Source organism: Ruegeria sp. BF7 (genome assembly GCF_056538605.1).
This window is the reverse complement of the sequence record NZ_JBQFTM010000013.1, coordinates 60,843-84,353: the sequence shown is the minus strand read 5'-3', so window position 1 is coordinate 84,353 and position 23,511 is coordinate 60,843. Positions and strand designations below refer to the sequence as shown.

At 59.9% G+C, this 23,511-nt stretch carries 31 protein-coding genes; 14 read left to right on the top strand and 17 right to left on the bottom strand.

All coding sequences use genetic code 11. From position 1 onward, the window contains the following. Positions 1-15 precede the first annotated feature (15 nt). Positions 16-1,392 (top strand): multicopper oxidase family protein, encoded by a 1,377-nt coding sequence (locus tag ACR0IK_RS19805; protein WP_480642893.1) that lies wholly within the window; start codon positions 16-18, stop codon positions 1,390-1,392. A gap of 124 nt (positions 1,393-1,516) precedes the next feature. Here ACR0IK_RS19805 and rnc read toward each other — a convergent pair whose 3' ends face one another. The 9 genes from rnc to folK form a co-directional block, all read right to left on the bottom strand. Next, on the bottom strand, positions 1,517-2,197 hold the full coding sequence (rnc, locus tag ACR0IK_RS19800) for a ribonuclease III (RefSeq protein WP_480642892.1): 681 nt from the start codon (positions 2,195-2,197) through the stop codon (positions 1,517-1,519). Then, on the bottom strand, positions 2,194-3,033 hold the full coding sequence (gene lepB, locus ACR0IK_RS19795) for a signal peptidase I (protein WP_480594563.1): 840 nt from the start codon (positions 3,031-3,033) through the stop codon (positions 2,194-2,196). The genes rnc and lepB overlap by 4 nt, the downstream gene beginning before the upstream one ends. A 56-nt stretch (positions 3,034-3,089) precedes the next feature. Then, a complete protein-coding gene (acpS, locus tag ACR0IK_RS19790; protein WP_480594562.1) occupies positions 3,090-3,509 on the bottom strand; it encodes a holo-ACP synthase in 420 nt (139 codons plus the stop codon). Next, positions 3,506-3,976 carry a hypothetical protein gene (locus tag ACR0IK_RS19785; protein ID WP_480642891.1) on the bottom strand — a complete coding sequence of 157 codons (471 nt, stop codon included), beginning with the start codon at positions 3,974-3,976 and terminating at the stop codon, positions 3,506-3,508. Before ACR0IK_RS19785 ends, acpS begins: the two co-directional genes overlap by 4 nt. Beyond that, positions 3,976-4,722 (bottom strand): pyridoxine 5'-phosphate synthase, encoded by a 747-nt coding sequence (locus ACR0IK_RS19780; protein WP_480594560.1) that lies wholly within the window; start codon positions 4,720-4,722, stop codon positions 3,976-3,978. The genes ACR0IK_RS19785 and ACR0IK_RS19780 overlap by 1 nt, the downstream gene beginning before the upstream one ends. After that, on the bottom strand, positions 4,715-5,413 hold the full coding sequence (locus tag ACR0IK_RS19775) for a DUF2062 domain-containing protein (protein WP_480594559.1): 699 nt from the start codon (positions 5,411-5,413) through the stop codon (positions 4,715-4,717). Before ACR0IK_RS19775 ends, ACR0IK_RS19780 begins: the two co-directional genes overlap by 8 nt. Before the next feature lie 16 nt (positions 5,414-5,429). Beyond that, positions 5,430-7,562, bottom strand: coding sequence for a RelA/SpoT family protein (locus ACR0IK_RS19770; protein WP_480642890.1), 2,133 nt, complete (start codon positions 7,560-7,562; stop codon positions 5,430-5,432). A gap of 26 nt (positions 7,563-7,588) precedes the next feature. Further along, positions 7,589-7,942 carry a DNA-directed RNA polymerase subunit omega gene (rpoZ, locus tag ACR0IK_RS19765; protein ID WP_480594557.1) on the bottom strand — a complete coding sequence of 118 codons (354 nt, stop codon included), beginning with the start codon at positions 7,940-7,942 and terminating at the stop codon, positions 7,589-7,591. Between the two features lie 94 nt (positions 7,943-8,036). Further along, complete coding sequence (gene folK / locus ACR0IK_RS19760) at positions 8,037-8,606, bottom strand: 2-amino-4-hydroxy-6-hydroxymethyldihydropteridine diphosphokinase (RefSeq protein WP_480642887.1); 570 nt, start codon at positions 8,604-8,606, stop codon at positions 8,037-8,039. Between the two features lie 140 nt (positions 8,607-8,746). On the opposite strand from folK, the gene ACR0IK_RS19755 reads away from it, so the two are divergent. The 7 genes from ACR0IK_RS19755 (at position 8,747) to ACR0IK_RS19725 (ending at position 13,201) form a co-directional block, all read left to right on the top strand. Then, complete coding sequence (locus ACR0IK_RS19755; RefSeq protein ID WP_058283597.1) at positions 8,747-9,322, top strand: LabA-like NYN domain-containing protein; 576 nt, start codon at positions 8,747-8,749, stop codon at positions 9,320-9,322. 197 nt (positions 9,323-9,519) lie between these two features. Further along, the gene (gene ispH, locus ACR0IK_RS19750; protein WP_480594554.1) at positions 9,520-10,470 is read left to right on the top strand and encodes a 4-hydroxy-3-methylbut-2-enyl diphosphate reductase; all 951 of its coding nucleotides are present in this window, start codon (positions 9,520-9,522) and stop codon (positions 10,468-10,470) included. Then, positions 10,467-10,919, top strand: a complete 453-nt coding sequence (locus ACR0IK_RS19745) for a DUF3429 domain-containing protein (protein WP_480642886.1) — start codon at positions 10,467-10,469, stop codon at positions 10,917-10,919. The genes ispH and ACR0IK_RS19745 overlap by 4 nt, the downstream gene beginning before the upstream one ends. Beyond that, entirely contained in the window at positions 10,916-11,500 is a 585-nt protein-coding gene (locus ACR0IK_RS19740) for a class I SAM-dependent DNA methyltransferase (protein ID WP_480594552.1), read from the top strand. The genes ACR0IK_RS19745 and ACR0IK_RS19740 overlap by 4 nt, the downstream gene beginning before the upstream one ends. After that, the gene (rnhA, locus tag ACR0IK_RS19735; protein WP_480642884.1) at positions 11,493-11,960 is read left to right on the top strand and encodes a ribonuclease HI; all 468 of its coding nucleotides are present in this window, start codon (positions 11,493-11,495) and stop codon (positions 11,958-11,960) included. Before ACR0IK_RS19740 ends, rnhA begins: the two co-directional genes overlap by 8 nt. Then, entirely contained in the window at positions 11,957-12,580 is a 624-nt protein-coding gene (locus ACR0IK_RS19730; protein ID WP_480642883.1) for a trimeric intracellular cation channel family protein, read from the top strand. Before rnhA ends, ACR0IK_RS19730 begins: the two co-directional genes overlap by 4 nt. An 18-nt stretch (positions 12,581-12,598) precedes the next feature. After that, on the top strand, positions 12,599-13,201 hold the full coding sequence (locus ACR0IK_RS19725; protein WP_480642881.1) for a COG3904 family protein: 603 nt from the start codon (positions 12,599-12,601) through the stop codon (positions 13,199-13,201). A 2-nt stretch (positions 13,202-13,203) separates the two neighbouring features. Here the strand turns inward: ACR0IK_RS19725 and speB are convergent, their stop codons facing one another. The 6 genes from speB to def (ACR0IK_RS19695) form a co-directional block, all read right to left on the bottom strand. Continuing rightward, on the bottom strand, positions 13,204-14,025 hold the full coding sequence (gene speB, locus ACR0IK_RS19720; RefSeq protein WP_480642880.1) for an agmatinase: 822 nt from the start codon (positions 14,023-14,025) through the stop codon (positions 13,204-13,206). Positions 14,026-14,087: 62 nt separating this feature from the next. Next, on the bottom strand, positions 14,088-14,324 hold the full coding sequence (locus ACR0IK_RS19715) for a GlsB/YeaQ/YmgE family stress response membrane protein (protein ID WP_480642878.1): 237 nt from the start codon (positions 14,322-14,324) through the stop codon (positions 14,088-14,090). Between the two features lies 1 nt (position 14,325). Next, positions 14,326-14,562 (bottom strand): hypothetical protein, encoded by a 237-nt coding sequence (locus ACR0IK_RS19710; RefSeq protein WP_170328331.1) that lies wholly within the window; start codon positions 14,560-14,562, stop codon positions 14,326-14,328. Positions 14,563-14,567: 5 nt separating this feature from the next. Beyond that, a complete protein-coding gene (gene fmt / locus ACR0IK_RS19705; RefSeq protein ID WP_480642916.1) occupies positions 14,568-15,482 on the bottom strand; it encodes a methionyl-tRNA formyltransferase in 915 nt (304 codons plus the stop codon). A 2-nt stretch (positions 15,483-15,484) separates the two neighbouring features. Next, positions 15,485-15,979, bottom strand: a complete 495-nt coding sequence (def, locus tag ACR0IK_RS19700; protein WP_480594546.1) for a peptide deformylase — start codon at positions 15,977-15,979, stop codon at positions 15,485-15,487. Further along, positions 15,976-16,494 carry a peptide deformylase gene (gene def, locus ACR0IK_RS19695; RefSeq protein ID WP_480594593.1) on the bottom strand — a complete coding sequence of 173 codons (519 nt, stop codon included), beginning with the start codon at positions 16,492-16,494 and terminating at the stop codon, positions 15,976-15,978. The genes def (ACR0IK_RS19700) and def (ACR0IK_RS19695) overlap by 4 nt, the downstream gene beginning before the upstream one ends. A gap of 94 nt (positions 16,495-16,588) precedes the next feature. Between def (ACR0IK_RS19695) and ACR0IK_RS19690 the strand changes: the two genes are divergently transcribed. Both ACR0IK_RS19690 and ACR0IK_RS19685 read left to right on the top strand, forming a co-directional pair. After that, positions 16,589-17,761 (top strand): MalY/PatB family protein, encoded by a 1,173-nt coding sequence (locus ACR0IK_RS19690; RefSeq protein WP_480642876.1) that lies wholly within the window; start codon positions 16,589-16,591, stop codon positions 17,759-17,761. Positions 17,762-17,765: 4 nt separating this feature from the next. After that, the gene (locus ACR0IK_RS19685; protein WP_480642875.1) at positions 17,766-18,293 is read left to right on the top strand and encodes a L,D-transpeptidase family protein; all 528 of its coding nucleotides are present in this window, start codon (positions 17,766-17,768) and stop codon (positions 18,291-18,293) included. On the opposite strand, the gene ACR0IK_RS19680 is transcribed toward ACR0IK_RS19685, so the two are convergent. Continuing rightward, on the bottom strand, positions 18,290-18,643 hold the full coding sequence (locus ACR0IK_RS19680) for a hypothetical protein (protein WP_480594543.1): 354 nt from the start codon (positions 18,641-18,643) through the stop codon (positions 18,290-18,292). The genes ACR0IK_RS19685 and ACR0IK_RS19680 overlap by 4 nt on opposite strands. A gap of 213 nt (positions 18,644-18,856) precedes the next feature. On the opposite strand from ACR0IK_RS19680, the gene ACR0IK_RS19675 reads away from it, so the two are divergent. Then, positions 18,857-19,846 carry a glutathione S-transferase family protein gene (locus tag ACR0IK_RS19675; protein ID WP_480642874.1) on the top strand — a complete coding sequence of 330 codons (990 nt, stop codon included), beginning with the start codon at positions 18,857-18,859 and terminating at the stop codon, positions 19,844-19,846. Here the strand turns inward: ACR0IK_RS19675 and ACR0IK_RS19670 are convergent. Continuing rightward, positions 19,828-20,190 (bottom strand): response regulator transcription factor, encoded by a 363-nt coding sequence (locus ACR0IK_RS19670; RefSeq protein ID WP_170328338.1) that lies wholly within the window; start codon positions 20,188-20,190, stop codon positions 19,828-19,830. The genes ACR0IK_RS19675 and ACR0IK_RS19670 overlap by 19 nt on opposite strands. Before the next feature lie 182 nt (positions 20,191-20,372). Here ACR0IK_RS19670 and ACR0IK_RS19665 point away from each other — a divergent pair, with 182 nt between their 5' ends. From ACR0IK_RS19665 to ACR0IK_RS19655, 3 genes are read left to right on the top strand one after another with little or no spacing between them, the layout of a single operon-like run. Then, entirely contained in the window at positions 20,373-21,338 is a 966-nt protein-coding gene (locus tag ACR0IK_RS19665; protein ID WP_480642915.1) for a threonine-phosphate decarboxylase, read from the top strand. Continuing rightward, complete coding sequence (cbiB, locus tag ACR0IK_RS19660; protein ID WP_480642873.1) at positions 21,335-22,255, top strand: adenosylcobinamide-phosphate synthase CbiB; 921 nt, start codon at positions 21,335-21,337, stop codon at positions 22,253-22,255. The genes ACR0IK_RS19665 and cbiB overlap by 4 nt, the downstream gene beginning before the upstream one ends. Before the next feature lie 10 nt (positions 22,256-22,265). Further along, the gene (locus ACR0IK_RS19655; RefSeq protein ID WP_480642872.1) at positions 22,266-23,429 is read left to right on the top strand and encodes a lytic murein transglycosylase; all 1,164 of its coding nucleotides are present in this window, start codon (positions 22,266-22,268) and stop codon (positions 23,427-23,429) included. Positions 23,430-23,511 lie beyond the last annotated feature (82 nt).

Here is a 23,511-nt window from a genome sequence, read left to right as displayed (position 1 = left end):
TTCTATGAGGCGACAATGAAACGTCGTGAGTTTCTTTTCGGCAGCGGAGCCGCTGCCGGTGCGTTGGGCTTGGGTGGCTTCGGACTGGCAGCCGACGCGCAGGAGCTGGTTGTGCAACCCGCCAGCTTTGTTCTGCGTGATCACGTGACCACCGGCATGATCAGCCTGTCGCCGGACGCGCCACCTCCGGTTCTCTATGGCAAACAGGGTGAGGCGATGCGCTTGCCGGTGCGTAGTTCCCTGCCCGATTACACGGCGATGCACTGGCACGGGTTACGCATTCCCAACAGAATGGACGGGGTGCCCTATCTGACCCAGATGCCGATCGGGCCGGGTGAAGTGTTCAACTATGAATTCACGCCTCCGGACGCGGGCACCTATTGGTACCACCCCCATTGCATGACGATGGAGCAAATGGCCCATGGTCTTACCGGCGTGATGGTGATTGCCGAGGCCGATTACCCTGGGTTTGACAGCGAGCAGGTAGTCAACCTTCGCGATTTCCGTCTGGATGATGACGGCTCTTTCCTGCCGGTCTACACAGCGCGTGGAGCAGCGCGGGCCGGTACATTCGGCAACGTCCAAACGGTGAATTGGCTGAGCGGCCCGGTCTATGATCACGCGGCAGGCAGTCTGGTGCGGCTGCGGGTGGTCAACACGGACACGACCCGTATCTACAAGATGCGTCTGGACGGCGCCGAGGCCCGGATCCTCGCCTGGGACGGCCACCCGGTCGAAGTTGCGGTGCAGATGCCCAACGCAGAAGCCCCTCTGCTGGTTGGGCCCGGGCAAAGAGTGGACTTTGCGGTGCAGATGCCGGTGGGTGAAGGACAGACCGTTGACCTGATAGTAAAACTCCCAGGCCAACAGCATCAGGCGATGACCCGTTTGCGCGCGATTGGCGCGTCCGCGGCACGCGATCTGAACGAGTTGCACCCCTTGCCGGTGAACCCGGTGGCCAAACCCGATCTGAACAAGGCTGAGCTGCACGAATTCGTCTTCGGCTGGACGCCCGAGGGTGGTGAACCAACCAACGGGTTTTGTGGCTCGCTAGGCTATAACTTCTGGTCGATCAACCGGAAACCATGGCCCGGTGACGCGGCGCAGGGGGTTGGCCCGCTGGCGACGCTTGAGATGGGTAAAAGCTATGTCCTGCGTCTGCGTAACGAGTCGCCGAACCTACACCCGATCCATTTGCACGGGCTGGTCTTTATGCCCATCAAGTCAAACCTGCGCAGCTTGCCGCCGCTGACGACAGACACAATGTTGCTGCTGAAGGATGAAATCGTGGACATCGCTCTGGTTGCAGACAATCCCGGAGACTGGGCGTTCCATTGTCATGTGATCGAGCATCAGAAAACCGGGCTAACCGGGTTCATTCGGGTGGTCTGAGTCTCGAATTGGCTGCGCCAATTCGACCGGCAGGGGGCCGGCCCGCTAGCTCTGTTTTCGCCCGACCTCACCCCCGAGGCATGTGTAGCCAGATGAAGAAAGACCCCGTGGCAAACAGGGGCGGTTACTTCGACAGGCTTTCAAGCAAGGTCTTGGCCGCGGCCTGTTCGGCCTGACGTTTTGATCCCGCGGTTGCCTGTGCCTCGGTCCCGTCCTGCAAGCGGGCGGCGATGGTAAATACGGGTGCGTGATCCGGCCCGCTGCGTTTTATCTCGACATAGCTTGGCGGTTTCTGCCCCCGCGCCTGCGCCCATTCCTGAAGCGAGGTCTTGGCATCGCGGGCGTCCGCCTCGACCATGTGAATGCGATCGCCCCAGAGCGCAAGGATCACATCCCGCGCGGCCTCAAACCCAGCGTCACGGTAGATGGCAGCGATGACGGCCTCCATCGCGTCACCCAACAGGGCCTGTTTGCGACGGCCGCCAGACAGCATCTCGGACCGACCGAGTTTCAATACGGCGCCCAGATCAATTTGACGGGCGACGTCGGCGCAGGCTTCTTTACGGACCAGAGCGTTGAAACGGGGGGCGAGCTGGCCTTCAGACGCTTTCTTGTCTGCCTCAAGCAGCGCGGTGGCCATGACCAGGCCCAGAACCCGGTCACCCAGGAACTCCAGCCGCTGGTTGTCGGGCCGGGTGGCCGAGGAGACGGATCCATGCGTCAATGCGCGCACAAGCAATTCGGTATTGGCGAATTCATACCCCAAACGCTGCTGAAACGCTTTTATTTCGGCTGAAAGCTTCAATTGACCGCCTTGAAGAACCGGTCGCCGCGCCATGTCCAGAAGAACAGCATCGACCGGCCTGCGGACGAGAACATGATCCGGTCGGCCCGACCGATCAAGTTTTCATAGGGCACATAGCCCACTCCGCCAGCGGAAAGCGGCAGGCGACTGTCGCTGGAATTGTCGCGATTGTCCCCCATGAAGAAATAGTGACTTTCGGGCACGGTGTAGATGCCGGTATTGTCGGACGCCTGATTACCGATATTCAGCACATCATAAGTGACGCCGTTAGGGAGGGTTTCAATCGACCTGGATTTTTCGCAAGCGCCGCCAACGCCCACCGGTCCGTTTTCACAGCGCGGGCGCAGGCGTTGCGGACCTTGCGGCGCTGCGGTTTCGGTGAAAACACCATCGGGTTTTTGCGGAACCGGCGTGCCGTTCAGTATGATCTGGCCGTCGCGGATCTGGATACGGTCACCCGGCAAGCCAATCAGGCGTTTGATATAGTCGCGCCCGGTAGCAGGGTGGCGAAAAACGATGACATCACCACGCTCGGGCTCTCCGCCCAGAAAGCGGGAATTCTCGTCGCCTTGCATCCAACCACAGATATCCTCGGCGTCGATATTCAGGCCGATTCGGGGGATGATCAGACTGGGGCAGGACGCGTAGGAATACCCATAGGCCATCTTATTGACGAACAGGAAATCCCCGATCAGCAGGGTCTGTTTCATTGACCCCGAGGGGATCCAGAACGGCTGAAAGAACAGAGTGCGGAAAACGCCTGCAATTAGCAGGGCGTAGACGATGGTTTTAATCGTCTCCCATACGGGATTTCCGGTTTTGACGTCCTCGGCCATACTGCTCTCCGGTTCTTGCGTTGTTGGGTGCTACATGCGGGGCCAAGGGGGGCAAGTCAAGGCTGCGCGCCCTGATCTTGAAGCGGCCGCGCTTCGATCACCACGAAGGCCTGCGCCCAGGGATGATCATCAGTCAAGGTAACGTGGATGATCGCTTCATGCCCTTCGGGTGTCATCTCTTTCAGACGTTCGGCGGCCCAGCCGGTGACGTGCATGACCGGTTGGCCGGTGCGCAGGTTTGTGACCGCCATATCCTTCCACGCGATGCCCATGCGCAGGCCGGTGCCCAGAGCCTTGGAACAAGCCTCTTTCGCGGCCCAGCGTTTGGCATAGGTTCCTGCCGTGTCGGCGCGACGCTCGGCCTTGCCCTGTTCGGTGTCGGTGAAAACGCGATTGCGAAATCGGTCGCCAAACCGGTCGAGTGTGCCTTGAATGCGGTCAATATTCGCAAGGTCCGTGCCGATACCCAGAATCATGTGCTTTGTTTCTTCTTCAGATACTTCGCAAAACCCTTTTTGACGCCGAGCATGAAGGCAAATCGGCACAGAACGAATGAAACAAAACCGACAACAACGATCTGGACGGCATATCGTATCAGCCCTGTTCCGTCCGCCATCAGCGTCCAAAGACCCAACGCTAAAACCTGAAACAGGAAAAGCCCCAGAACGATGCACAGGCCGGTCAGAACCATTTTTCTGGCAATGACCCAGCTTTTGAAGGACGGGTCGCAGTGCTTACCACTCCGACCGGACCACACCCCATATAAGAACGCGGCCGCTACGAGTGCAAAGCTCATTGGCATGAGCGGGAACGGCAAATCAAATTCCAACACGCGCCTGACGATGGAAAAGGCCACCAAAACAGCAAAGACGAGGCCCACGTAAGTAACGTGGTCAAGCCTTACAGTGGTTTCTGTCGTGGGAGCCGGAATCTCTCGAGCCATTATGCCCGCGCCTCATCCATCAAGCGGCGCATCTCGGCTATTGCCGGAGTGAGGCCGCGAAATATCGCCTCGCCGATTAGAAAGTGACCGATATTCAGCTCACGCACTTCGGGGAAGGCTGCAACGGGCTTTACCGTGTCATAAGTCAGGCCGTGGCCCGCGTGGACCTCAAGCCCCAGCGAGTGGGCAAAGGCAGACATTTCCCGCAGGCTTTCAAGCTCGCGGGCGGCCTCGTCCATCCGACCCTCGGCATGGGCATCGCAATAGGCACCGGTGTGCAATTCGATCACCTCAGCGCCGATACGGTTGGCGGCTTCAATCTGGCGCTGGTCAGCGGCGATGAAAATGGACACACGACACCCCGCCTTGCGCAGAGGTGCGATATAGTGTGCCAACTTGTTTTCCTCGCGTGCGACCTCAAGCCCGCCTTCAGTCGTGCGTTCCTCGCGCTTTTCGGGAACAATGCAGACGGCGTGCGGTTTATGACGCAGGGCGATCTGTTGCATCTCGGGCGTAGCGGCCATTTCAAAGTTCAGCGGTACCGACAGAACCTCCATCAGCCCATCAATATCAGCGTCCGAGATATGACGGCGGTCCTCACGCAGATGGGCGGTAATTCCGTCCGCTCCAGCTTCTTCGGCCAGTTTGGCGGCGCGCAGCGGGTCGGGATAAGCACCGCCTCGGGCGTTGCGCACTGTGGCCACGTGGTCGATATTCACACCCAGGCGCAGGTTGTTTTCAGACATCGCTTGTATCCTTTTCCGTGCTCCGGTCCGAGCCTACAGGAGTTGCAATCGGCGCGGCCAGCTCAGTTTCGGCCAGCCGTTTGATTTCATCGAATTTCGCCTTGATCCGGGCGCGGCGGCGCTGCTGGTAGGTCCGAACCACCGGCAGGCTGAGGTAATAACAGATGAACCCTGCCAGAAGCCCTGGCAAGATACCCCCGATCAGATAGGGAAAGAACACTTCGTCATAAAACACGGCAAGACCGCGCCAGTCGGCAACACGGTCCGTGAACATCGCCATGAAGTTGTTCTTAAGGTCGCTCAGCGCCTTGAAAAAGCTATCCATCAGGCCGTGGGTTTCGCCTTCGTCAAAATCGTCGCCCAGCAGGTAGTTTCCGGTCTGCAGACAAACGACCCCGATGGGCACATAGGTCAGAGGGTTGCCGAAGAATGTACCACTGAGCGAAGCCAGAAGGTTGCCGTTGATCAGGCGACTGATCAGAGCCGCGATAACGAAGTGGAACCCATAAAACGGCGTGAACGCGGTGAACACGCCCGCACCGACACCGCGCGCGATGCGTTCAGGCGAATCCGGCAGGCGCCTTATGCGGTGTTTGACGTAGTGAAAGGCCCGGGTCCACCCGCCGCGCGGATAGACGAATTCCGAGGCGATCTGAATGGGCGAGCGTCGGTCTCGGCGCTTGAAAACCACTCCTGATCACCCCTTCTCAACCAGCCGCAACCGCGGTTTTTTCCCGATCACGATGCCGTTCGACCGAGGCGACATCGCTTTCAGCCTCAAGCATCAGCATCAGCGAATGCAGTTGCTCAAGGTCGCGCAGTTCGACACTGATCAGCAGGCGATAAAAATCCGGTTTGCGATCAACGAATTCCAGGTTCGAGATATTGGCCTTTTTCTCGCCGATCAATGTGCAAATGCGTCCCAAGACCCCTGCGTCGTTGCCGATGGTCAGATCCAGCGCCACACCATAGACGGCCGGGTGCGTACCCGAATGCCAGTGCAGGTCGACCCAACGGTCAGGTTCGCCTTCGAATTCGGACAGGCGGTCGCAATCGATGGCATGCACGACCACGCCCCTGCCGCGATAGGTGATACCGACGATGCGTTCACCCGGTAGAGGCTGACAGCACGGCGCACGTTCGAATTTTTGCCCCGGCTCCAGACCAATTACCGCGCGACGCGGCGAGATTGCGTCGCCCTCGTCCTGCGTCAGTTCCGGATAGACCGCGCTGACCACATCATGTGCCGTTAGCTCGGCACTGCCGAGACGGGCCAGCAGCTCGTGCCGGTCTTTCAGGCGCAGGTGTTTGGCGGCGGTGTCCAGCGCCTTGTCCGTGGCCTTGCGACCCACGTGGTCAAAACCCGAACGCGCCAGTTCCTTGCCCAGCTTGATGAACCGTTCGCGGTCGACCTCGCGCAAGGCGCGGCGAATGGATGTGCGAGCCTTGCCTGTGACCGCGATCTCAAGCCACGTGACTTGAGGGGTCTGGCCATCTGCGGTGATGATGTCCACAGATTGCCCATTCTTGATCCGGGTCCAGAGCGGTACGCGGATGCCATCGACCTTGGCGCCCACGCAGGCGTGACCGATCCGGGTGTGGATGGCATAGGCAAAATCAATCGGTGTCGCACCGCGTGGCAGCTTCACCACATCGCCTTTGGGTGTAAAGCAGAACACCTGGTCCGAATACATCTCGAGCTTGACGGCTTCGAGGAAATCCTCGTGATCCTCTTCGCTGTCGAACTGTTCGGTCAGATTGGCGATCCACTTCGCCGGATCTACCGCAAAAGGGTTTTCTGAGCGCACGCCATCGCGATAGGACCAATGCGCCGCAACCCCGGTTTCGGCCACGTCATGCATCTGGCGGGTGCGGATTTGAACCTCGACCCGTTTACCGTCACGGCCAGAAACCGTTGTGTGGATCGAGCGATACCCGTTGGATTTTGGCTGACTGATGTAATCCTTGAACCGCCCCGGCACCGCGCGCCAGCGCTGGTGGATCGCGCCAAGGGTGCGATAGCAGTCTTCCTCGGTCTGGGTAATGATACGGAAACCGTAGATATCGGACAGGCGCGAGAAGCCCTGATCCTTTTCCTGCATCTTGCGCCAGATCGAATAGGGTTTCTTGGCGCGGCCAAACACTTCGGCATCGATACCCGCTTTTTCCAATTCGTGGCGCATGTCACCGGTGATCCGGTGGATCACGTCGCCCGTTTCGCGCTGCAGAGTGATAAAGCGACGGATTATCGATTGGCGACCTTCGGGGTTCAGAACACGAAAGGCGAGGTCTTCCAACTCCTCACGCATCCACTGCATCCCCATCCGGCCCGCAAGCGGCGCGTAGATATCCATCGTCTCCCGCGCTTTGACGATCTGCTTTTCGGGGCGCATCGCCTTGATCGTACGCATGTTGTGCAGACGGTCAGCCAGTTTGACCAAAATGACCCGCAAGTCCTTGGACATGGCCATGAACAGCTTGCGGAAGTTCTCGGCCTGCTTGGTTTCGCGGCTGGAGAGCTGCAGGTTGGTCAGCTTGGTGACGCCATCAACGAGTTTGGCGACCTCTTCACCGAACAACTCGGACACCTTGCTGTAATTGGCCTTGGTGTCCTCGATTGTGTCGTGTAGCAGCGCCGTAATTATGGTCGCATCATCCAGACGCTGTTCGGTCAGGATGGCGGCAACGGCAACAGGGTGCGAAAAATAGGGCTCGCCGGAATGGCGAAACTGACCCTCGTGCATCTGCTGCCCGAACGCATAGGCTCGGGCGATGCGGTCAGCATTTGTCTTGGGGTTGTAGTTGCGGACCAGCGCAATCAGGTCGTCAGCAGAAATCATCCGGTCCGCACCTTCGTGTTTGGGAATTACCCCTGGCCTTGAGCCTCCATCAGAGCGCGCAGCAGCTTCTCCTCCGACATGTCGTCATCGGCCGGTTTGTCCGTTTCCGCACCCATCAGCAGAGCCATCTGATCTTCTTCGGGCTCGTCCACCTCAATCTGAGTCTGGTTCGCCTCGATCAGGCGCTCGCGAAGCTCATCGGCGCTCTGGGTTTCATCGGCGATCTCGCGCAGCGACACGACAGGGTTCTTGTCGTTGTCACGGTCGACGGTGATCGACGCACCGGCGGAAATCTCGCGCGCACGATGGGCGGCAAGCATCACCAGTTCAAACCGGTTCGGAACCTTGTCTACGCAATCTTCAACCGTCACGCGGGCCATGGGGCGCTCTCCGTTACTGAATCCATGTCAGGAAGACGTTTATCTAAGCGCGAATCCCTGCCTTGACAAGCAAGAAATGCCGCAAATGCATCATTCAAAGGGGCGTCACCGCCGCAATATCCTCGGCAGGCAGCTCTGCCAGCATCTCGGTGACGGTCAGCCCCAGTACCGGGTGACGCCAGTCAGGGGCTACATCCGCCATAGGAACCAACACGAATGCGCGATCCTGCAAGCGCGGATGCGGCAGGATTAGCTGATCCGGAGTTTGCTGCGTCTGCGCCTCGGGCGGCAGCGCATGCCACCGGTCAAACACGGTGCGATCCGGCAGAATCAAATCACCGTAGCAGACCAGATCCAAATCCAGCGTGCGCATCCCCCAACGCTGCACCCGCTCGCGGCCGAATTCATGTTCGACCTCATGCAGCACCTGCAACAGTTCGCTCGGGGTCTTGTCGGTCTCAATCAGGGCGGCGGCGTTCACGTAATCCGGCCCAGCGCCAGGCGGAAAACACGGGGTCTCAAAAAAGCGGCTGACAGTGCGAATCATCACACCATGACGCGAAATCGCGTCAATTCCCTTTTTAAGTGTCACGTTGGGTTCTAATTCTCTCAAACTGAGATTTCCACCCAGTGCAATCACCGCTTCAGTTGAAAAATTGCTCATAAGACTCCCTATATCCGGCGAATTGCGTGCTTGCGATACACATCAAATGCCCTAATTATAGGTGTATCAGCGTGCCGCATTTATTCTAGCTCACTCACCTAACACTCGGTGTCGCTGGTTTGTACCGGAAGGAACTATTTATGTTTTATAAAGACGAACGGCTAGCGCTGTTCATCGACGGCTCGAATCTTTATGCGGCCGCAAAAGCACTGGGGTTTGACATCGACTATAAGTTGCTGCGCCAAGAGTTCATGCGCCGCGGCAAGATGCTTCGTGCTTTCTATTACACAGCGCTGCTCGAAAACGACGAGTATTCGCCGATCCGTCCTCTGGTTGACTGGCTGCATTACAACGGCTTCACCATGGTGACAAAACCGGCAAAAGAATACACCGACAGCATGGGGCGTCGGAAAGTCAAGGGAAACATGGACATCGAACTGACTGTCGATGCCATGGAACTGGCGCCACGCGTCGATCATATCGTGCTGTTCTCGGGCGATGGGGATTTCCGCCCGCTGATTGCCAGCCTGCAACGTCAAGGCGTGCGTGTGTCGGTCGTCTCGACCATTCGCAGCCAGCCGCCGATGATCTCGGACGAGCTGCGCCGTCAGGCTGACAACTTCATCGAACTGGAAGACCTGCGCGACGTGATCGGGCGGCCTCCCCGTGAAATGCCGATGGAGCCGCGCAGCGTTGCGGCTGCCGGTGGGCAGTAAAACCCCGGCCACTCACCAAACCGGGGTTAAAGAAACAGGCGCGGTCAGGGTATGAAAACCTGACCGTGCCTTTTTTAACTAAGAACAGGTGCTGAAAACGCCTTATGGCTAGCACCGATTCATGTCAGGCAAATGACAAGTTGGCGTCTGGACCAGGGCCGGGAAAAGACTTACCTGTGGCCTATGGAGACCGCTACATGACCAAGCCCCCTCTGACCCTTTACCTTGCCGCCCCGCGCGGCTTTTGCGCCGGTGTGGACCGGGCCATCAAGATCGTCGAAATGGCGCTGCAGAAATGGGGCGCTCCTGTCTATGTGCGCCACGAGATCGTGCACAACAAATTCGTCGTCGACGGGCTGCGCGCGCAGGGTGCCGTGTTTGTCGAGGAGCTGGACGAATGCCCCGATGACCGGCCTGTGATCTTTTCCGCCCATGGCGTACCGAAATCCGTGCCCGCCACGGCCGCCCAACGCGAGATGATCTATGTCGACGCTACCTGCCCGCTGGTCTCCAAAGTGCATGTCGAAGCCCAACGCCACGCCGATGCCGGTTTGCAGATGATCATGATTGGCCACAAGGGCCACCCTGAAACGGTCGGCACCATGGGGCAATTGCCTGATGGTGAGGTTCTGCTGGTCGAAACTGTCGAAGATGTGGCCACCGTACAGGTGCGCAATCCGGACAAGCTGGCCTATGTCACCCAGACCACCCTTTCGGTGGACGACACCAAGGATATCGTTGCCGCGCTCGAAGCGCGTTTCCCGGCCATCGTCGGCCCCCACAAGGAAGACATCTGCTACGCCACCACCAACCGGCAAGAGGCCGTGAAAGCCGTGGCCCCGAAATCGGATGCTCTGCTGGTGGTCGGCGCTCCGAACTCGTCGAACTCACGCCGTTTGGTCGAGGTCGCCTCGCGCGCCGGGTGCACCTATACGCAACTGGTGCAACGCGCGACCGATATCGACTGGCGCGCGCTTCAGGGTATCTCGTCCGTGGCCATCACCGCGGGCGCATCGGCCCCCGAAGTTCTGGTCAATGAAGTGATCGACGCATTCCGGGATCATTTCGACGTGACCGTCGAAATGGTCGAAACCGCCGTCGAGAACGTCGAGTTCAAGGTCCCTCGCGTTCTGAGGCAACCCGCATGAGGGGCATTCCAAGGGCCCCGCTATTTCTGGGGCTGGCTGGGCTGATCCCGTTCATCTGGGGCGCACTGACCTATCTGAACGATGATCTGCACGCCTGGGGAACACAGACGCTTGGATCGCGCTTTGTGGGGCCGTATGTGCAGCTGTTCTACGGTTCGGTGATCCTCAGCTTCATGTCGGGGGTCCTGTGGGGGTTCGCCACCAAGACCTCGGGCAGCAAGGCGGCGACCTGCTATCTGCTGTCGGTTTTGCCTGCGCTGTGGGCATTCTTCAAAACCGGCGGCGGCCCGGTCAGCACTGGCACCAACCTGATGTACGGGTTTGCTGGAGTGCTGGTTCTGGACGCCCTCTTTGCCTATTGGCGCCTGACCCCAACCTGGTGGTTGCGACTGCGCGTGACGCTGACCGCCATCGTACTGGCCTGCCTTGCAGTAGGAGTTTACCTGTGACCGACGAAAGAACGATCAACGCCTATACGACCCGCGTGGCCGACTATCTTCAGATCCCGCTGCCCCCGGAACAGATCGAAGCCCGCATGGCCTTTGCCGAGGCGGTAGGTTCTGGCTACATTCTGGATCTCGGCGCAGGCCCCGGGGCGGACAGCGGTTTTTTCATGCGCGAGGGCTTGACGGTGCGGGCACTGGACGCGACCCCAGCCTTTGTCGAGCACGCTCGCGAAAACGGCGTCGATGCGCATCTGGGCACGTTTGACGATGTGACCGAAGAGGCCGAGTATGACGGCATCTATGCCAGCTTTTCCCTGCTGCACGCCCCGCGCGCGGATTTTGCCCGCCATCTGGCGGCTATCCACCGGGCACTGAAACCCCAGGGTATCTTTTTTCTCGGCCTGAAACTGGGCACGGGTGAACATCGCGACGATCTGGATCGCTACTACACTTATTTCTCGCAGACCGAGATCGAAGAAGCTCTGGAGCAGGCTGGTTTTACCATCGACCGGATCACCACCGGCATGGGCACGGGTCTGGCCGGGTCCTATGACGGGTTCATTCTGGTGCTGGCCCATGCCTGAGCTGTTTGCCTATACCGACGGCGCCTGTTCCGGCAATCCCGGCCCCGGCGGCTGGGGCGTGCTGCTGCGCGCGGTCGATGGCGACAAAGTCCTGAAAGAGCGCGAACTGAAGGGCGGTGAGGCCGAGACCACCAACAACCGCATGGAATTGCTGGCCGCGATCAGCGCGCTGGAAACGCTGGAGCGCGCCTCGAAAATCACCGTCGTCACTGACAGCGCCTATGTGAAAAACGGCGTCACGGGCTGGATCTTCGGGTGGAAACGAAACGGCTGGAAAACTTCAAACAAGAAACCGGTCAAGAATGTCGATCTTTGGCAGCGGTTGGATGAGGCGCAGACCCGCCATGATGTGACCTGGGAATGGGTCAAGGGCCACGCAGGCCACCCCGAAAACGAAAAGGCGGATGAGCTGGCCCGCGCGGGCATGGCCCCGTTCAAGCCGAAAAAGGCGCAGACGTGAGCGGGCTGGCCCTGCTGGACTATGCCTCGGTTCTGGTTTTTGGCCTGACTGGTGCGCTGGTGGCCAGCCGGGCGCAACTGGATCTGGTGGGGTTTGCCTTCATTGCCTGCCTGACGGCGGTAGGCGGCGGCACGGTGCGTGACCTGCTGCTGAACCGGCATCCGGTTTTCTGGGTCGGGCAACCCGATTATATCCTCATCGCCGTCGCTGCGGCAGTTCTGGTGTTCTTTACCGCCCATCTGGTCGAAAGCCGATACAACTGGCTGGTCTGGCTGGACAGTTTCGCCCTGTCCATCGCGGTGGCCGCCGGTACCGGTGCCGCGCTTGCGCTCGGCCAGTCGGGCATAATTGTCGTATTGATGGGCATTTCCACCGGTTGTCTGGGCGGGTTGATGCGCGACGTGGTCTGTAACGAGGTGCCTCTGGTTCTGAAACAGGGCGAGCTGTATGTCTCCTGCGCGTTTGCAGGGGCGCTGACCGCCGTGTTGGCAAACCGTCTTGGGTTTGAAGAGCTTGTCACCCTTGCCGCCTGTGCGCTGATTTGCTGGGCTTTGCGGGCCGGGTCACTGCTGTTTGGCTGGCAACTACCCGTCTACAAAAGCCGCCCGCCTCGTAACTGAGAAAGGTCGATCCCGAGAATGAAAAAGCCGTTGATTTTCACCGCAACAGGTTTCGTGCTTCTGACCGCATGTGCGGACCAATACGAACCGGTCCGATTTGAGGCGCTAAGGAATGAGATTGTGGTTGTCGGCACAATTGACCACACAACACTTTCCGCGTTTGAGGAGGTCACTCGACAGAACCCGCAGATCAAAACCCTTGTGCTGCAATACATCGAAGGGTCAGTGGATGACGATGCCAACGTCGTCTTCTCTCGTGCTGTGCGCGAACTGGGTTTTGATACGGTTGTGCCCTCGGACGGAATGATCGCCTCGGGCGGGACAGACCTGTTTCTGGCGGGCAACCGGCGCGTTCTGGAACCCGGGGCCTGTGTTGGCGTCCACAGCTGGGGCGGCTGGAACATCGTCGCCACCGAAATCCCCGAAGATGACCCTGAGCATGACCGTTATCTCGACTATTACGAGGATATCGGCGTTGACGACGCGTTCTACTGGTACACGTTAGACTCCGCGCCCGCCGATGGGATGCACTGGATGACCGCCGCCGAGGCTGATCGATACGATCTGACCACGGGCAGAGCCCCGCGCCTTGGATCGCCCGCTATCTGCGACGAACGCTAAGCTCAGCGCGACAGCAGCCGCGCTCCGATTTCCTTGACAAACTTCGCCGCCACCATCGCCGTCATCCCGTAGGGATCGCGGTGCGGGTTCAACTCGACAATATCTGCACCAACCAATTGGCCTTTGAACCGGTGGATCAGGTTGATCACCTCTCGGGTGCTGAGCCCGCCGGGTTCGTGATGCGACACGCCCGGTGCAAAGGCGGGATCCAGAGCGTCCAGATCCAGCGACAGATAGACCGGACCATCAAAGCTAATCTCAAGATCGGGGCGCCAGTTCTGCATATCGATCACCTCGACCCCGAACTTGTCCGCCTGCTCCTGCTGATGCTTGTTCATCGTGCGGATACCAACCTGAACCAGTCGGTTGATCTGGCAGGTCTCCATCACTCGCGCGAAGGGGCAGCCATGGCCCAGCGGGCCGATCTGCTGACTGTCATAGAGGTCCGGGTGCGAGTCGATATGCAGGATGTTCAACGCCTCGTACCGCTCGGCATGGGCCTTGATCAGTGGATAGGCCACCGAATGATCGCCGCCCAGCGACAATAGCCGCGCGCCGGTTGTGATGCGGGCAGCCGCACCCGATTCTATCCGGTCGATCGGTTCTTGCCCCGCCATTTCAAACACATCCAGATCGCCTGTGTCCTTGAACCGGTCGGTCCAGCCAAGATCGGTGCCATCCTCGGCGGTCAGGTTGGCCGCACCGGAATGCAGCGCCTCGCGAATGCGGCCCGGCGCAAAGGCTGGCCCCTGCAGAAAAGATGAGTGCAGATCCAGTGGCACGCCCATCAGGGCGACGTCACCGGGGTTCAGATCATACGGCATGGCATTTCTTTCGGGTCGGGTGTTTCGGCGAACTGGTCGGGAATCCGCCCGTTGGTAAGAAGTTAGCGGCGCAAGTACGTCTGCCAGATCCATATCACCAGCAACGCGCCCAGAACGGCACCAACAAAGCCTGACAGCCAGCCTGCCACGGTGATCAGCGCACGCAACAGGAACCCGCCGACCAAAGCACCTACGATACCGATCAGCATGGTCGTGGGAATATCCGACTCGATCCGCATCAACCGGGTGGCCAGAAACCCGGCAGCAGCACCGATAACGATCAGGGCGATAACAGGCACGTTATTTCCTCCAATGCGTCGGCACGATGATCAGCGCGCCGATTGATGAGATCACAGCATTCAGGCCCGGCGGGCCAAAGCTGATCCCGAACATGATGCGCACGAAATAAAACAGGAAGGCACCGCCCACGCAAATGATGATCGAGGGCAGATAACCGTTATGCGTGAACCCGGTTTTTTCGGACAAGTAGCCCACAATACCGGCAATCACGACGGTGCCCATCAGGACCATGAACATCTGGCTTACTCCGAATTCAGGCGGGTTCCGGCCGCGACCGGCCAGCCCCGCAGGAAGGATTCCGTATCCTGTGCACCCTTTCCTGCCCTTTGCAGGCGCAACAGGTCAATCGCCCCTTCGCCACACGCCACGCGGAGCGTGCCGTTCAGAACCTCTCCGGGCGCGCCCTGCCCGTCGGCCAATGTTGAGGCCAGCAGCTTGACTCGGTCGTCCGCAATCTCGGTCCAGGCACCGGGAAAAGGTGACAGGCCGCGGATCTGGCGATCAACTTCAACCGCCGGGCGGGACCAGTCCACCCGCGCCTCGGCCTTGTCGATTTTCGCAGCATAGGTCACGCCGTCCTCGGGCTGCGGCTCGGGTGTCAGTTCGGGTAGACGGCCCAGAGCCTCGACGATCAGACGGGCCCCCATGGGCGCAAGTCGGTCATGCAGTTGCGCCGTGGTTTCCTGTGACCCGATATCGGTGGCCTGCCGCAGCAGAACGGGGCCGGTGTCCAGCCCGGCCTCCATCTGCATGATGCAGATACCGGTTTGCGCGTCGCCCGCCATGATTGCGCGATGGATCGGCGCGGCCCCGCGCCAGCGCGGCAACAGGCTGGCATGGATATTCAGGCAGCCATGAGCGGGCGCATCCAGAATGGGTTGCGGCAGCAACAGCCCGTAAGCCACAACCACCGCTACATCAGCGTTCAGATCGGCAAAAGCTGCCTGTTCCTCGGGGGATTTCAGCGAGACAGGGTGGCGTACGGTCAGATCCAACGCCTCGGCCCGTGCGTGAACCGGTGTCGCGCGATCTTTCTTCCCCCGCCCCGCCGGGCGCGGAGGCTGGCAATAGACGGCGGCGATCTCATGCCCGGCCTCAAACAGCGCGTCCAGCACCGGAACCGAAAACTCGGGTGTTCCCATGAAGACAACGCGCATGTTCACCCCTGTTTCCTGGCTTTACGCAGCAGCATGTCACGTTTGACCTTGCTGAGCCGGTCGAAATACATCCGGCCGTTCAAATGGTCGATCTGATGCTGCACGCTGGTGGCCTCGATCCCCACGAAATCGCGGCGGTCGATCATGCCCTGTTCGTTCAGGAATTTAACCGTCACCGCGCGGGGGCGTTTCACAGTGGCCGACACGCCGGGCAGGTTCGGGCTGGCCTCTTCATGCTCGCGCAACTCAATCGAGCTGTGCAGGATTTCGGGGTTCGCCAACCGCACCGCCTTGCCACGCTCGGTCGAACCATCCACAACCGCCAGCCGCAGCATCACCCCGATCTGCGGGCCTGCGAGGCCAACACCGGGCATCGCTTCCATCGTGTCGATCATGTCATCCCAGATGGCGCGGATTTCATCGGTGATCTCGGCCACTTCCTCGGCCTTGGTCCGCAGACGATTGTCCGGCCACGGCAGGCAGGTGCGCACGGTCATGCGCGGGCCTGTTCGCGTTTCAGTTTCTGCATCTTGCGCGTGATCATCTGGCGCTTCAACGGCTTGAGATAGTCAATGAACAGCTTGCCGTTCAGGTGGTCGATCTCATGCTGCACGCAGGTCGCCCAAAGCCCATCAAAGGTTTCCTGCTGCAAATTGCCATCGCGATCCATCCAGGTCACGTCGACCACTTTGGGCCGGGTCACTTCTGCGAATTGCTCGGGGATGGACAGGCAGCCTTCCTCATAGACGTTGGTTTCCTCCGAGGCCGCAATGACCTCGGGATTGAACATGATCAGCGGGCGCGGCGCCTCGCCTTCTTCCTTGATGCAGTCCATCACGATTAGACGGTCCAGCACGCCAACTTGCGGCGCCGCCAGCCCGATACCGGGGGCGTCATACATCGTCTCAAGCATGTCGTCGGCCAGTTTGCGCAGCTCGTCCGACAGGTCGGCAACAGGGGCGCAGACCTTTTTCAGACGGGGGTCGGGATGGATCAGGATATTGCGTTTCATGGGGTTGATGTAGGCCATCCCGCCCCCCGCCGCAACGCCCCCCTTGCGCCCGCTGGAATTGTGGCTAGCTTTCCCCCCAACAGACGGAGCAGACATGACTTTCAACGACCTGATCGACCGCCGGGGAACGAACAGTTCCAAATGGGACAAGATGGAAGACCTGTACGGCGTGCCGCTACAGGACGGGCTGGCCATGTGGACGGCCGATTCCGACTATGCCACCGCACCCTGTGTGATCAAAGCGGTTCGCGAAGCGGCCGATCACGGTATCTTTGGCTATTCCTGGACACATCCAGACTATCTGGCCTCGGTCCAATGGTGGATGAAGAACCGCCACGACTGGGAAATCGACACCGACTGGGCGTTGACTTCGCAGGGGCTGGGCAACGCAATTGCACTGTGTCTGGACGTTTGGACCGACCCGGGTGACGGGGTGGTGATCTTCACGCCTGTCTACCATGAGTTTGCCTACAAGGTGAACAAATCCGGCCGCCGCTTGGTGGAGTGTCCACTGGTCCGTGAAGGCGACAGCTATGGCGTCGATCTGGAAGACGCACAGTCGCGGCTGGACGGGTCGGAAAAGATGCTGCTGTGGTGCTCGCCGCAGAACCCCTCGGGGCGCGTCTGGGCGTCGGACGAACTGCGCGCCGTAGCCGCGTTTGCCGAGCGGAACGGGTTGGTCCTGGTCTCGGACGAGATTCACCACGATCTGGTCTACCCCGGCCACAAATTTGTGCCGATGGATGTGGCCGCACCCGATGCAAGACCATGGACGGTGACGCTGACGGCGGCGTCCAAAACGTTCAATATCGCGGGTCAGCGCACTGGCAACATGATCATCCCCGACCCCGAGCTGCGCGCGGCCATGCGCTATCGGCTGCACACGCTGGACTATGCCCCCAGTGCGCTGGGTGTCGCCATGATCACCGCCGCCTATTCCCCAGAAGGTGCGGCTTGGGTCGATGAGCAGATCGCCCATCTGGACAGTAACCGCAAACTGTTCGACGCGACCATCGCCGACATCCCCGGCCTGTGGTCGATGCCCCTGCAGGCGACCTATCTGGCCTGGGTCGATTTCTCGGGCACTGGGATGTCGCATGATGATTTCGTTCGCCGCCTGCGCGAAGACGCCAGAATCGCCACCTCCTCCGGCCCAGGGTTTGGCGCAGGTGGTGAAAATTTCGAACGGTTCAACCTCGCCACGCAACGCACGCGGGTGGAAGAGGCCTGCGCCCGCCTGAAAAACGCGTTTGCCGATTTGCAATAAGGTCATGCGGCGGGTAGCGCGTATCGTCCTGTTGATCTGCCTGATGGGCGCGGTGTGGATTGGTTGGCATCGGTTCGGGCCACGTCCACCCACGCCGCCAATGGTCCCCGAGGCCACGCAAATCGACTATATCCTGATCGAAAAACCCGACCGCAAACTGATCGCATCATTGAACGGTGCGATTGTCATGCAGGCGGATATCGCACTGGGGTTTGAGCCCGACGGCGACAAACAGCAAGAAGGTGACGGCAAGACCCCGATTGGAATCTTTCGGATCGACCGACGCAACCCGCAGAGCGCTTTCCACCTATCACTCGGGATCAACTATCCGTTGCCAGAAGATATCGACCGCGCGCAAAACCAGGGCATTGATCCGGGCGGAGACATTTTCATCCACGGGCAGCCGAACGGCGTCACTGGCCTGACCCTGCCCGGTGATTGGACTGCGGGCTGCATCGCCCTGTCGAATACCGAAATGACGCGGCTTTGGAGCATGACGCCCACCGGCACCGTTGTGGAAATCCGCCCCTAGTCCTCGTACCCCAACAACGCAATCGGTGCGTCCGGCGCGCGGTAGAAATCCAGCGGAGCCTTGTCGGCCGCGGCAGTGCTGCGCTTGAATTCATAACGCATCTCGCCCGCTTCCTCGTCATCTGCGATGATCAGGCATTGGTACAGGTGACGCGAACCATCGTAAATATCGACCAGCCCGCGCAATTGCGGCGTGGTTTCGGCCTCGACCGTGAAGCCATCTTTCCACAATCTGAGGATTTTGAAGGTATTGTCGCCAAATTCCACACGAAGGCGGCTGGTTTTCTTCAATCCTGCGATTCGCGCCGCATCCAATTCGGCACTCATCTCCTTAGAAACATAGGTTGTCATAATAAGTTCCCCCCGGAAAACGGACTCCATTGTGCGGCATTGACTGTAAAAATCCAGTGAAGGCGGTCACATAGCGAGGTACAAATTCAACCTGTTGCGCGGAAATCTCAATCAGGGTTGTGCGTCCACGCAGACCCAATGCGCGGCTTCTGACGTGGGATGGCCCCGCACAAAGCCCTATCTTTGCTGAAATCGAAAAGCGGAGGATGCGCAATGGGCCTGTTGGTTGACGGCAAATGGCACGACACATGGTATGACACCAAATCTACCGGCGGCGCGTTCAAACGCAGCGCCGCGCAGTTTCGCAACTGGCTGACTGCGGATGGCAGTGCAGGCCCATCCGGCAAAGGTGGTTTCAAGGTAGAACCCGATCGCTATCACCTCTATGTCAGCCACGCCTGCCCCTGGGCGCACCGCACGTTGATATTCCGCGAGTTGAAGGGGCTGAGCGACCTGATCTCGGTTTCAGTTGTGCATCCGGACATGCTGGACAAGGGCTGGACATTCGAAACAGATGACCACGGCGCGACGGGCGATACGCTCTATGATTTCGATTTCGCGCACCAGATTTATACCAAGGCCGGCCCCAGCTATACGGGTCGTGTCACCGTTCCAATCCTGTGGGACAAGCTGCAAGAGACCATCGTTTCCAACGAAAGCTCGGAAATCATCCGAATGTTCAATGCGGCCTTTGACGGCATCACTGGCAATACTGACGACTACTGGCCCGAAGCGATACGGGATGAAATCGAAGAAATCAACGCGCGCGTCTATTCCGACGTCAATAACGGCGTCTACAAGGCAGGCTTTGCCACTACCCAACAGGCTTATGACGCGGCCGTAGCCCCGCTGTTCGACACGCTGGACTGGCTCGACGACCGCCTGTCCCGGAACCGCTACCTGATGGGTGACCGCGTGACCGAGGCCGACTGGCGCCTGTTCACCACCCTGATCCGGTTTGACCCGGTCTACCACCTGCATTTCAAATGCAACCGTCGTCGGCTGGCCGATTACCCGAATCTATGGGCCTATACCCGCGAACTGTATCAGTGGCCGGGCGTCGCCGGCACAGTGAACATGGCCCATATCGTGCGCCACTACCACTTCAGCCACGACACGATTAACCCGCACCGGATCATCCCGGTGAACCCCATTCTGGACTATTTGGAACCTCATGGACGGGATCAGCGACCTGCCGCGTAGTGTTCGACCATCGCCGCCAGATCCTCTGGCGGCGTCGCGCTTTGCACATAGGCGCAAGCGTTGGGGCTGTGGGCAAAAATCGACCCGTCCGAGAAAAAAGTGGTGTTGGTGACAAAGATCACCCGCGCCTCTGGGCGGCGGTAGCTGGCGAAATCAGCCACTGCCAACGCACTGCCGGTTTCCAGCACCAAGTCCAGCACAATGATATCGAAGTCCTGACCGTAGAGCGCAAGAATCGCAGCCTCTTGCCCCGGCACCAGCGTTACTTCGGCGCCGTGCCGTTCAAGATGCCTTTTCCACACCCGACCAAGATCGGGATTACTCTCAACTATCAAAACATTCATTCGCAACAACCTCGGCACATGATAGAGTGTCTGGTGCCGTCCCCCGTAAATCGTGATCACGCTTATTCCTTAACAAAGTGTTAACGACGCCGGTTGGCAGCACTGAACGGGCGGATTTGCTTGTGTAAATGGCAAAAATCCGCTTGAAGCAGGCCGAAACTAGCGATTCCGGCGAGAAATCCATGGCAAGCGATACCGATAATTTGAACCCACGCGCCGCGCGTGACCATGGCGGAGGGCTGGATGGGGCCATCGCCCACTATGGTGGAACCCGCGCGGATTGGATGGACTTGTCCACCGGAATAAACCCTCACCCATACGAGGTTTCGGGCCTGACGCCCTCGGACTGGGCCGAATTGCCCGATCACGGCGCGTTTGAACGTCTGACAGAGGCCGCGCGCCAATTCTGGTTCGTCCCAGAGGGTGCCGCGATTCTGCCTGCACCCGGTGCCTCGGCCGTGATTGCACGCATTCCTGCGCTGGCGCCACAAAGCCGGGTTCAGATCACGACACCCACCTACAATGAACACGCCGCCGCCTTCACCGCGCAGGGATGGTCTGTGCGGCCCGACGGCCCGGCTCAGGCCCGCGTCATCGTGCATCCGAACAACCCTGACGGGCGGGCCTGGACCGAGGCGGACGCAAGCGCCCCTTTGACCGTGATCGACGAGAGCTTTTGCGATGTCTGCCCCGAGGCATCGTTGATCCACCTGGCCACGCGGCCCGGCGTAGTCGTACTGAAGAGTTTCGGCAAATTCTGGGGCTTGGCCGGGTTGCGGCTGGGTTTCGCCATCGGCCAGCCCGACCTGATCGCCCGGCTGAACGATTTGACCGGCCCGTGGACCGTCTCTGGACCCGCCCTGCGGATCGGAACGCGCGCTTTGCAGGACATTGAATGGGCCAACGCCACACGCCAACGGTTGACCACCGAGACCACCCGGCTGGACGATCTGATGACCGCCAGAGGTGCAGCCCTTGTGGGCGGCACCACCCTGTTCCGTCTGTATGAAGTTGACAGCGCCACCGACTGGCAGGACCGCCTTGCCCTCTCCCATATCTGGAGCCGCGTCTTTCCGTATTCCAAAACCTACCTGCGGCTTGGCCTGCCCCCTGCGGACGGTTGGAGCAGATTGGAGGCCGCGTTGTGAGCACGGCCTTCCTGCTGGTCTGCGCCATGTGTATGGACGCCGCCCTGGGTGAGCCGGAGTGGTTGTGGTCACGGGTGAAACACCCGGCAGTGATGATGGGAAACATTATCGGCTGGTTGGACGAGCGCCTGAATCACGGGGCACAACGGCGGTTGAAAGGGGTTGCCGTGGTGGCCTTGCTGCTTTGCGGCTCGCTGGTCTTGGGGCAATTGCTGGCCCTGCTGGGTCCGGTAGTCGAGATTGTCATTTGCGCCATCCTGCTGGCCCAGAAATCGCTGGTGACCCATGTGCGCGACGTGGGAGACGGGCTGCAAACGTCGCTTTCCGAAGGTCGCGCAAAGGTCGCGATGATCGTTTCGCGCGACACGCGCGACATGACCGAGGCGCAGGTGGCCCGGTCAGCAATTGAAAGCGCTGCGGAAAACCTCAGTGACGGGATCATTGCGCCCGCATTCTGGTTTCTGGTCGCCGGTTTGCCGGGCCTGCTGATCTACAAGGCGATCAATACCGCCGACAGCATGATTGGCTACCGCACCGAAAAATACCGCGACTTCGGCTGGGCCGCTGCCCGTCTGGATGACGTGCTGAACCTGATCCCTGCCCGTTTGACCTGCTTGATGATCGTGGCGCTGTCCGACCAACGGACGCGCTGGCCCGAGATGGTGACGGATGCGCGCCGCCACATCTCACCCAATGCCGGTTGGCCCGAGGCCGCGATGGCGCGCGCCCTGAACGTCGCCCTCGCCGGCCCGCGCAGCTATGACGGGCAGGTCCGCGATCTGGCCTGGGTTAACGGCAATGCTCCGCGCGAAATCGGCGCGCCGGAGGTTTTCCGCGCATGTAACATGCTGTGGAAGGTCTGGGGGCTTGCGCTTGGCCTCGTGTCGGTGTGGGTTGGGCTCAACTTTATTTTCTGACGGAGCCACCATGCGCATTCTCTCTGGCCTTGTTGCCGCCGCCCTGCTCGCCTCGCCTGCTCTGGCCGAATGCGGTGGCGGTTTCAATTCCTTCATCAAGGGTTTGAAGGGCGAGGCCGTTCAACAAGGTTTCGACAAATCCACCGTCAACGCATTTTTCAAAGGCGTGCAGCAGGACGGCGCGGTATTGAAAGCCGATCGCGCGCAGGGCGTGTTCCAGAAACCGTTCATTGACTTTTCCCGCCACCTGATCTCGCAAAACCGGATTGAACGCGGTCAGGCCATGTCACGCAAATACGACGCTGTGTTCGACCGGATCGAGGCAGAATACGGCGTCTCGCGCGGGGTGCTTCTGGCCTTCTGGGCGTTCGAGACCGATTACGGCGCGTTTCAGGGCGATTTCAACACCCGCAACGCGCTGGTGACGCTGGCTCATGACTGCCGCCGCCCCGAGTTGTTCCGCCCGCAGGTGTTCGCCGCGATTGAGCTGTACCAACAGGGCAATTTCGACCCCGCCCGCACCACTGGCGCCTGGGCCGGAGAGATCGGCATGGTACAGATGCTGCCGCGTGACATTATCGAAAACGGTGTGGACGGGGATGGCGATGGTAAGGTCTCGCTGAAAACCTCGGCCCCGGATGCCCTGATGTCGGGCGCCAAGATGCTGTCGCATCTGGGCTGGCAACCGGGTCAGCCCTGGTTGCAAGAGGTCACGGTGCCCGCGCAGATGGACTGGTCGCTGTCCGGCCCCGGCAAACCGCGCTCGATCTCTGAATGGCAGGCAATGGGGGTCAAGGCGCGCAGCGGATCGCTGGCCAATCTGCCCGCCTCGCTGATCCTACCGCAGGGGCACAACGGACCCGCCTTTCTGGCCTACCCCAATTTCGACGTCTATTTCGAATGGAACCAGAGCTTTGTCTACGTCCTGACCGCTGCCTATTTCGGTACTCGGCTTGAGGGTGCGCAAGTCTACGACGCGGGCAACGCGACACCAAGCCTGTCTGGTGCGCAGATGAAGCAGTTGCAGAGTAAACTGCAGGCACGTGGCCATGATGTTGGCAAGATCGACGGCATTCTGGGGGCTGGCACCCGGGCAGCCGTTCAGGCGGAGCAGGCGCGGTTAGGGCTTCCGGCGGATGCCTGGCCTACAGCGGACCTACTTGGGCGTCTTTGAGATCCAGCCGTGTTCTCCGGAGGTCATCAGAGACTCTGTTGATCCGTAAGTTCGGGATTTGGTCATTCGAGCCATCAATCGT

Excerpts from the sequence above, each read along its gene's own strand:
- ACR0IK_RS19805 (WP_480642893.1), top strand. The coding sequence starts at position 16 with ATGAAACGTCGTGAGTTTCTTTTCGGCAGCGGAGCCGCTGCCGGTGCG.
- lepB (WP_480594563.1), bottom strand. The coding sequence starts at position 3,033 with ATGGCCGAGGACGTCAAAACCGGAAATCCCGTATGGGAGACGATTAAA.
- acpS (WP_480594562.1), bottom strand. The coding sequence starts at position 3,509 with ATGATTCTGGGTATCGGCACGGACCTTGCGAATATTGACCGCATTCAA.
- ACR0IK_RS19785 (WP_480642891.1), bottom strand. The coding sequence starts at position 3,976 with ATGGCTCGAGAGATTCCGGCTCCCACGACAGAAACCACTGTAAGGCTT.
- ACR0IK_RS19780 (WP_480594560.1), bottom strand. The coding sequence starts at position 4,722 with ATGTCTGAAAACAACCTGCGCCTGGGTGTGAATATCGACCACGTGGCC.
- ACR0IK_RS19770 (WP_480642890.1), bottom strand. The coding sequence starts at position 7,562 with ATGATTTCTGCTGACGACCTGATTGCGCTGGTCCGCAACTACAACCCC.
- rpoZ (WP_480594557.1), bottom strand. The coding sequence starts at position 7,942 with ATGGCCCGCGTGACGGTTGAAGATTGCGTAGACAAGGTTCCGAACCGG.
- folK (WP_480642887.1), bottom strand. The coding sequence starts at position 8,606 with ATGAGCAATTTTTCAACTGAAGCGGTGATTGCACTGGGTGGAAATCTC.
- ACR0IK_RS19755 (WP_058283597.1), top strand. The coding sequence starts at position 8,747 with ATGTTTTATAAAGACGAACGGCTAGCGCTGTTCATCGACGGCTCGAAT.
- ispH (WP_480594554.1), top strand. The coding sequence starts at position 9,520 with ATGACCAAGCCCCCTCTGACCCTTTACCTTGCCGCCCCGCGCGGCTTT.
- ACR0IK_RS19745 (WP_480642886.1), top strand. The coding sequence starts at position 10,467 with ATGAGGGGCATTCCAAGGGCCCCGCTATTTCTGGGGCTGGCTGGGCTG.
- rnhA (WP_480642884.1), top strand. The coding sequence starts at position 11,493 with ATGCCTGAGCTGTTTGCCTATACCGACGGCGCCTGTTCCGGCAATCCC.
- ACR0IK_RS19725 (WP_480642881.1), top strand. The coding sequence starts at position 12,599 with ATGAAAAAGCCGTTGATTTTCACCGCAACAGGTTTCGTGCTTCTGACC.
- speB (WP_480642880.1), bottom strand. The coding sequence starts at position 14,025 with ATGCCGTATGATCTGAACCCCGGTGACGTCGCCCTGATGGGCGTGCCA.
- ACR0IK_RS19710 (WP_170328331.1), bottom strand. The coding sequence starts at position 14,562 with ATGTTCATGGTCCTGATGGGCACCGTCGTGATTGCCGGTATTGTGGGC.
- fmt (WP_480642916.1), bottom strand. The coding sequence starts at position 15,482 with ATGCGCGTTGTCTTCATGGGAACACCCGAGTTTTCGGTTCCGGTGCTG.
- def (WP_480594546.1), bottom strand. The coding sequence starts at position 15,979 with ATGACCGTGCGCACCTGCCTGCCGTGGCCGGACAATCGTCTGCGGACC.
- def (WP_480594593.1), bottom strand. The coding sequence starts at position 16,494 with ATGAAACGCAATATCCTGATCCATCCCGACCCCCGTCTGAAAAAGGTC.
- ACR0IK_RS19690 (WP_480642876.1), top strand. The coding sequence starts at position 16,589 with ATGACTTTCAACGACCTGATCGACCGCCGGGGAACGAACAGTTCCAAA.
- ACR0IK_RS19685 (WP_480642875.1), top strand. The coding sequence starts at position 17,766 with ATGCGGCGGGTAGCGCGTATCGTCCTGTTGATCTGCCTGATGGGCGCG.
- ACR0IK_RS19680 (WP_480594543.1), bottom strand. The coding sequence starts at position 18,643 with ATGACAACCTATGTTTCTAAGGAGATGAGTGCCGAATTGGATGCGGCG.
- ACR0IK_RS19675 (WP_480642874.1), top strand. The coding sequence starts at position 18,857 with ATGGGCCTGTTGGTTGACGGCAAATGGCACGACACATGGTATGACACC.
- ACR0IK_RS19670 (WP_170328338.1), bottom strand. The coding sequence starts at position 20,190 with ATGAATGTTTTGATAGTTGAGAGTAATCCCGATCTTGGTCGGGTGTGG.
- ACR0IK_RS19665 (WP_480642915.1), top strand. The coding sequence starts at position 20,373 with ATGGCAAGCGATACCGATAATTTGAACCCACGCGCCGCGCGTGACCAT.
- ACR0IK_RS19655 (WP_480642872.1), top strand. The coding sequence starts at position 22,266 with ATGCGCATTCTCTCTGGCCTTGTTGCCGCCGCCCTGCTCGCCTCGCCT.